Origin of the sequence: Terrabacter sp. GCM10028922, from assembly GCF_042666095.1 — a bacterium.
Classification (GTDB): Bacteria; Actinomycetota; Actinomycetes; order Actinomycetales; family Dermatophilaceae; genus Terrabacter.
Map to the genome: position 1 here is coordinate 508,834 of NZ_JBHTFG010000023.1, position 7,024 is coordinate 515,857.

Consider the following 7,024-nt stretch of genomic DNA (forward strand, 5'->3'; position numbering starts at 1 on the left):
ATGTTCAGTTGGTATCGCGAGTTGACCCGGCGCGAGCGCAATACGTTCTGGGGATGTTTCTCGGGATGGGCGGTCGACGCGATGGACGCCCAGCTCTTCAGCTTCGTGCTGCCCGTGCTCATCGCCGCCTGGGGCATGACCACGGCTCAGGCCGGCTATCTGGCCACGGCCACACTCCTCTCGGCAGCCATCGGCGGCTGGGCGTGTGGCTTCATGGCGGACCGCTTCGGCCGGGTTCGCGTCATGCAGTTCACCATTCTCTGGTTCTGCCTGTTCACCTTCATCGCGGGCTTCGCACAGAACTTCGACCAGCTCATGGTGGTGCGCGTGCTGCAGGGGCTCGGCTTCGGTGGTGAGTGGGCCGCCGGCGCGGTGCTGATGGGCGAGATCATCCGGCCTGCCCACCGCGGCAAGGCGGTGGGATCGGTCCAGAGCGGCTTCGGCATCGGTTGGAGCGCGGCCGCGCTGCTCGCCGGTGTGGTGCTGGCCCACGTGCCGTCGGAGTACGGGTGGCGGGTGCTGCTCATGATCGGGGTGCTGCCCGGAGTTCTTGTTCTGTACCTGCGTCGCAGGATCGAAGAGCCCGAGCTGTTCCAGCAGACGCGCGCGGCCATCGCTGCCGACGGCAGCCGCCCTGGCCTCGGGGCCATCTTCGGGGCAGGGACGCGCAGGGTCACGGTCTTGTCGTCGCTGCTGGCGTTCGGCGTGGTTGGCGTCGGTGGGGCGATCGTCAACTGGCTGCCGACGTTCATGAAGACGGTCCGGGAGCTGTCCCCCAGTGCCTCTGGCTACTACGTGTTCATGGTGACCGGTGGTTCGTTCCTGGGGTTCCTTGCAAGCGCCTACCTGGCCGACGCGCTCGGCCGCAAGCGGACGTTCCAGCTGTTCCTCGTTTGCTCCTGGCTGGTCACCCTCGGGTACATGTTCCTGCCGTTGTCGCGCTGGGGGCTGGTGGTGATGGGTGTGCCGTTCGGCTTCTTCACGATCGGCAACTACGCAGCGCTGGGCCCGTTCTTCACGGAGCTCTTCCCGACCGCGCTCCGTGGCAGCGGACAGAGCTTCGCCTACAACTTCGGCAAGGCGGCCGGCGCGATCGCAGTCTCCTGCATCGGCATCCTCGCCCAGCGGATCGGCCTTGCCGAGGCCATCGGGATGGTCGCGCTGCTGGGCTACAGCATCGCGATCGTGGCCACGCTGCTGCTCCCCGAGACGAACGGCCTCAAGCTCAAGCCGGGCTTCGACCGCGCTCTGGGAGTGGACGACCGGGCTGACAGCGTGGCGCCCGCCCTGATCCGGCAACCGGGCTCCGAGCGAGCTCGCGAAGGAGCCAAGCCGTGAGCCACCGTACGAGTGTCACCGTCGAGGCGCTGGCCCACAAGCACCCGGTGCCGAACGCCTCTCGGATAGGCAACCTGGTCGTGTCGGGGGCCGTTCACGGCACTGATCCCGCAACGCACGCCCTGCCGGAAGACCTGTCGGCGCAGTGCGCCAACGTCTTCGCCAACATGAGGGCCGTGGTCGAGGCGGCCGGCGGCAGCACGGACTGCATCATCAAGATGACCGTGTACCTGCGCGACCGCGACAACCGGGGACCGCTGAATGCCGAATGGGTCCGTATGTTCCCAGACCCTGCCTCCCGACCTGCTCGGCACTCACAACCGTTGCTGGTGGAGGGGCCGGCGCTGGTCCAGTGCGACTTCATGGCTGTGGTCGCGGAGGAGGCGCGTTGACGACGCCCAGCGCTCAGGCGGTCGCGTTCTCGAGGACTACGGCCAGGCCCTGGCCGACACCGATGCAGATGCACGCCACGCCCCAGTGCTCGCCTGAGCGCTGCAGGCTCCGAGCGAGGGTGCCGAGGATGCGGCCGCCGGAGGCACCGAGCGGGTGGCCGATGGCGATGGCGCCGCCGTGGCGGTTGACGATCTCGGGGTCGATGCCCCACGCGTCGACGCACGCGAGCGACTGGGCGGCGAAGGCCTCGTTGAGCTCGACGGAGGCGACGTCGGCCCATGTGATGCCCGCCCTGGCGAGCGCGGTGTCGGCCGCCTGGACCGGTGCGAAGCCGAAGAGCTGTGGGTCGAGCGCGCTCGCGCCGCGGCCCGCTATGCGGGCGAGCGGGGCCAGGCCGAGGCGCTCCTGCGCACGCTCGCTGCCGAGCACGACCGCGGAGGCGCCGTCGTTGAGCGGTGAGGCGTTGCCCGCCGTGACCGTGCCACCCTCCGTGCGGAAGGAGGTCCGCAGCCCGGCGAGGCGCTCAGGTGTCGTGTCGGCGCGGATCGACTCGTCGCGCGCGAGGTCGACACCGGGGACGGGCACGACGAGGTCGTCGTAGAAGCCGTCGCTCCAAGCGGCGTCAGCGAGCCGGTGGGACCGCGCGGCGAACGCGTCCTGCCGCTCGCGCGAGATCCCGTGCCGTTCGCGCAGCTGCTCGGTCGCCTCGCCCAGCGACACGGTCCATCCGGACGGCATCCTCGGGTTGACGAGGCGCCAGCCGAGGGTCGTCGACGCGAGATCCAGATTGCCTGCGGGATAAGGCTTCTCGGTCTTCGGCAGGACCCAGGGCGCACGGCTCATCGACTCGACGCCGCCGACGAGCACGACGTCGGCGTCGCCGGTCGCGATCTGACGGGACCCCATGATCGCCGCATCGAGGCTCGACCCGCAGAGGCGGTTCACGGTCGAACCGGGGATGCTCGTCGGCAGGCCTGCCAGGAGCGTGGCCATGCGCGCGACGTTGCGGTTCTCCTCGCCGGCGCCGTTCGCGTTGCCGAACACGACCTCGTCGACCCGCCCCGCGCCGTCGCCCGCGAGGCCGGGGCAGCGGTCGACGACCGACCGCACCACGAGGGCGGCGAGGTCGTCGGGCCGGGTCCCCGCCAGGGCGCCGCCGTAGCGGCCGAAGGGAGTGCGGACGGCGTCGTAGACGAACGCGTCGATCACGGTCGGGGACTTCCTCGTCGGAGCGGACGGCATACGGCACGGCGCATGCCACATCAGGTGCTCGTGGGCCCCGTCGGGCTCGAACCGACGACCAGCGGATCAAAAGTCGATCGAGGGGTCGCGTGCCCGTCATCTGACGGGGTGCTCCACGCACGCGAGTGTACGTGTCGGTTGCCGTGGCGTTGCACCCCTCAGCCGGTCGGGTGTGCCCCAAATGCGCCCCGGACGTGCCCGCCGCGGCGAGGCGCATGATGGAGGTATGGATGTGCGGCTGCTGTACTTCGATGGGTGCCCAAACTGGGCCGTTGCTGAGGAGAGGCTTCGCGAGGCCCTGGCCGGTGTGGGCCGCGACGGCGAGGCGATCCAGCGTGTGTTCGTGGAGACGCCAGAGGATGCGGTGCGACTCCGGTTCATCGGGTCGCCGACGATCCTCGTGGATGGCCGCGACCCATTCGCGACTGGGGGTGAGCCGCCGGCGCTGGCCTGCCGGGTCTTCGCAACTCCAGAGGGCCGTGCCGGGTCGCCTTCAGTGGGCCAGCTGGTGGAGGCGCTGTCATGAAACGCCTCCTGGGATTGGCCATCGGCGCCTACGTGGCGGCGGCGGTTGTCGGGTTAGTGCGGGAGCGCATGGGGCTCATCGCCTGTGGCTGCGCGGACGACTGCTGGTGCCATCGGCCTGGGCTGCGCCTGTTCCGTTGGGTCTTCCCTCGAGGTCACAAGAGCAAGTGGCAGGGTGGTCGGAAGCCGACCGTCGAGTCCTGAACCAAGTGGGACCGGCGCCCCGACTAGGAGGCGGGGCAGGGAGAGCCACCGAACCGATAGCGGAGCAGGGGAGCCTGCCGGAGTGGCCGGGTCGAGGGTGGCCGGAGGATCGCGGTAGGGACGCGTAGCGCCCTTGATGCGGTCCGGAGGCGAGCGGACAGTGAAGCGTCGGGTCGGCGGCTCGGAGGAGACGTGCTCGCTCAACTGCGCCAAGGCTTGAGAGTGGGGTCAGGCACTAGCAGTTCGGTATCGCCGCCAACCGTCGCGACTTCGGCCACCAGATCGACATACTCGCTCGACGTCACCCAGATCAGTACGGCGAGCTCTGTATCGAGCACGACGAGCTGGTCGCGGTCGATAGCTGTAGTCCAGGTGTACGGGGCGAGGGCCCACGCGACGCGGAAGTCTGAATCGTCCCTGGGGTCTAGGTCGATCGTGGGATGCCGGTCTCGCTTCGGTCGTCTGGTGAGCAACCGCAAGGGTGGGCGGTATCTCTCCTGTGCTTCGTGGGCGGCCCACTCGGCCTCCTCAGACCACGCTTCGTCGAGGGGCTGCAGGTCCATGGTGACATCGGCCAGTCTGTGCCGGGTGACGGTCAGTGCCGCGCGACAGATGGCGTCACGGTCGTCCGGATCGAGGTGGAACGGCAGCCGGATGCCGGTCACGGAGGGGACCTCATGGCGCATCAGGTCAGGATGCCACCGGGCTGGGCCGCGGGTCCGATGGAGCAGATGAGGGTGCGGGGTCCCCATCGCGGCCCCGCGCTTCTTCGCGCCGGAGGCGCGCTTGAGCCAGTACTGAAAGTGCTCACGCTCCCGTCCGGCACAAGTCACGTGTCCTGTGCCGGGTGTTGCGCGACAGTCTCGCGCCAGTTGGCGAATCGTGAGACAGGCGTAGACAAGCGAAATACTGTACTCGGCACCTGACCCATTCGTAAAGGGGGTGAAGGGTCATGGTTTGGTCTATTTTGCGTAAAATACGACGAGCGCTTCTTAGGGTCGCCGTCGTTGCCATAGCAGCGCTGCTCGCCGTTGCGACCTTGCCGGCGTCGACGACGACCGCGCTGCAGGCGGTCACGGCCAATGCCACCTGGGGCGATTTCGAGTCGTCGACGAGCTCGACGCCGGTCGGATGGACCGTGAGCGCACCGTCGCCGAACCGCGCCTATGTGTCAACGGGCACCGCTTTCACCGGCATTCGCGCCATGCACCTCGTCGACTCGTCGTCGACGGCGCCCGCCACCGCCCTGCGCAAGGGCTTCACCGTGGTTGCCGCCGCCGAGTACCACGTGCAGGCCTACACCTTCACATGGTCCGGCACCCAGCACCTCGGCCTGCGCTTCTACGACTCGACCGGCCGCCAGCTGGGCCGGACCGTCACGCCCACGACGGGAGCCGTCTCCGTCTGGTCACGTGTCGAGGTCCGGGCCGTCGCCCCCGCCGGCGCCGTCAGCGCCGCGATCGAGGTCTCGTCGTACAGCACGAGCATCTCGAAGGTCACGTGGGACACGATGTCGCTGATCCGGCCAGGCGTCACGAACAGCGGCTTCGAGACCGTCGGCCCCGTCGGCACGATCCCCGGATGGACCATCAGCACGGCTACGAGCACGAGCGCCTACCTGAGCACCGGCGCGGCCCGCACCGGCACTCGCAGCACCCGGCTCGTCGACAGCTCGACGACGGGGCTGGTGCGAACGACGAGCACGCCGGCGCCGGTCTTCCCGGGCGTCACGCACGACCTGCGCGCCTGGATCCGCCCGACGGGCGGTGCGCACGCCCTCACCCTCCGCTGGCTCCGGGCCGACAAGACCGTGACCGCCACGAAACGCATCGACGTCTCCAAGGCCAGGGACACCTGGAGCCTCATCGCCATGCAGCTTGTCGCCCCGACCGACGCCCACTGGGCGACGATCGAGCTGTCCTCGGGCGCGGCCGCCACCGGCTCGGCGTACTGGGACGTGCTCGACCTCCGACCCACCCGTGGCGCCGCGATCCGCACCCTCGCGCCGACTGCCGCCGTGCAACCGGTCGACTCCTTCACCAACACGATGACCGTCGAAGCAACCACCATCGCCGGCCGCGCGAAGGTCTTCACCGTCGTCAACGGCAGCCCGGCCGAGTTCCAGCTCGCCGACGTCGAGACGGGCACGGTCGAGACCCGGCTGCCGCTCGGCACCTCGACCGTCGGCTGGGCCCTGACCGCCGCCGCCGACGGCTCGATCTACGTGGGCGGCAACGACGGGCACCTGCAGCGCTGGCGGCCCGGCGACGCGAGCCTGACCGATCTCGGCAAGGTCACACCGACGGCGACCTTCGTCTGGGACGTCGAGGCCGCTCCCGACGGGCGCATCTGGGGCGTGTCCTACCCCGCGTCCGAGCTCTGGGTCCTCGACCCCACGACCGACCACATCACCAATCTCGGCACGCTCAGTCCGCAGCACGAGTACGCCCGAAGCCTCGCCGTCGACTCCCGTTACGCCTGGGTCGGCCTCGGCTCGACGGACCCCGCGATCATGCGCGTCTCGCTCCTCGATCCGTCCCAGCGCGTGGTCATCCCGCTGCCGACAGAGGTCGCAACCGGCAACGTCGTCGAGCTCGAGTCGCTCGGGCGCTACCTTGCAGTCCGAGTGCCCTCCGGCGCCACGGAGACCGGCTTGGTCGCGTCGAGCGAGCGCCGGCTCTACGACACGTTCACCAGCTCGTGGGACGTCCCTGCGAACTACCCCCTACAGAAGTCCTCGTCGCTCGGGCCTTGGGGGAGCTTCTACTACTTCCGCTCCAGCCGGCTCTGGGCCGTGAGTGCCCTGACGGGCTTCACCACCGAGGTCGGTCCCGTGAGCTCGCTGCCGGGCCGTGACCGCCTCGCCCTGCGGACGACGATCGGGGGCCGCACCAGCAACTACGTCCTCGCCTACGACACGTCCGGTGAGCTCGCCGCGATCGACCTCGCGGACCGGAGCGAGGCCACCTACCCGATCAGCTTCGTGCCGACCAAGATGCGGATCAAGTCCATCGGCACCGGCGCCGGCGGCACGGTCTGGGTCGGCGGGTACGGCGGCTCGAGCCTCAGCGTCCTCGACCCCGGCACCCTGTCGGGCGAGCAGTACCCCAAGGTGCCCTTCGGCACTGGAGTCATCGGCGAGGTCGAGGGCACCATCCTCCACGGCACCACCCAGTACCTCGGCACGTACACCGATGCTCAGATCTTCCGCTACGACACGACGCAGCCCTGGGTCGACGGCTCCAACCCCCGGCTCGTCACTGCTCTCGGCCCGAGCCACCAGCAGGACCGGCCGCTCGCCTGGGCGACCGCGGGCACCCGC

The 7,024-nt window shown here is 69.5% G+C and carries 6 protein-coding genes; 4 read left to right on the forward strand and 2 right to left on the reverse strand.

Going from position 1 to position 7,024, the window contains the following annotated elements; translation table 11 throughout:
* Positions 1-1,338, forward strand: a complete 1,338-nt coding sequence (locus ACFQU3_RS19220; protein WP_385912717.1) for an MFS transporter — start codon at positions 1-3, stop codon at positions 1,336-1,338.
* On the forward strand, positions 1,335-1,730 hold the full coding sequence (locus ACFQU3_RS19225) for a RidA family protein (RefSeq protein WP_385912719.1): 396 nt from the start codon (positions 1,335-1,337) through the stop codon (positions 1,728-1,730). Before ACFQU3_RS19220 ends, ACFQU3_RS19225 begins: the two co-directional genes overlap by 4 nt.
* Positions 1,731-1,743: 13 nt before the next feature.
* Here ACFQU3_RS19225 and ACFQU3_RS19230 read toward each other — a convergent pair whose 3' ends face one another.
* Positions 1,744-2,940 carry a thiolase family protein gene (locus tag ACFQU3_RS19230; protein ID WP_385912721.1) on the reverse strand — a complete coding sequence of 399 codons (1,197 nt, stop codon included), beginning with the start codon at positions 2,938-2,940 and terminating at the stop codon, positions 1,744-1,746.
* A 259-nt stretch (positions 2,941-3,199) separates the two neighbouring features.
* Here ACFQU3_RS19230 and ACFQU3_RS19235 point away from each other — a divergent pair, with 259 nt between their 5' ends.
* On the forward strand, positions 3,200-3,499 hold the full coding sequence (locus ACFQU3_RS19235) for a thioredoxin family protein (RefSeq protein ID WP_385912722.1): 300 nt from the start codon (positions 3,200-3,202) through the stop codon (positions 3,497-3,499).
* Between the two features lie 403 nt (positions 3,500-3,902).
* Here ACFQU3_RS19235 and ACFQU3_RS19240 read toward each other — a convergent pair whose 3' ends face one another.
* A complete protein-coding gene (locus ACFQU3_RS19240) occupies positions 3,903-4,367 on the reverse strand; it encodes a hypothetical protein (RefSeq protein WP_385912724.1) in 465 nt (154 codons plus the stop codon).
* Positions 4,368-4,840: 473 nt separating this feature from the next.
* Between ACFQU3_RS19240 and ACFQU3_RS19245 the strand changes: the two genes are divergently transcribed.
* Positions 4,841-7,024, forward strand: a 2,184-nt coding sequence (locus ACFQU3_RS19245; RefSeq protein WP_385912726.1) for a hypothetical protein, incomplete at its 3' end; no start/stop codon positions are given.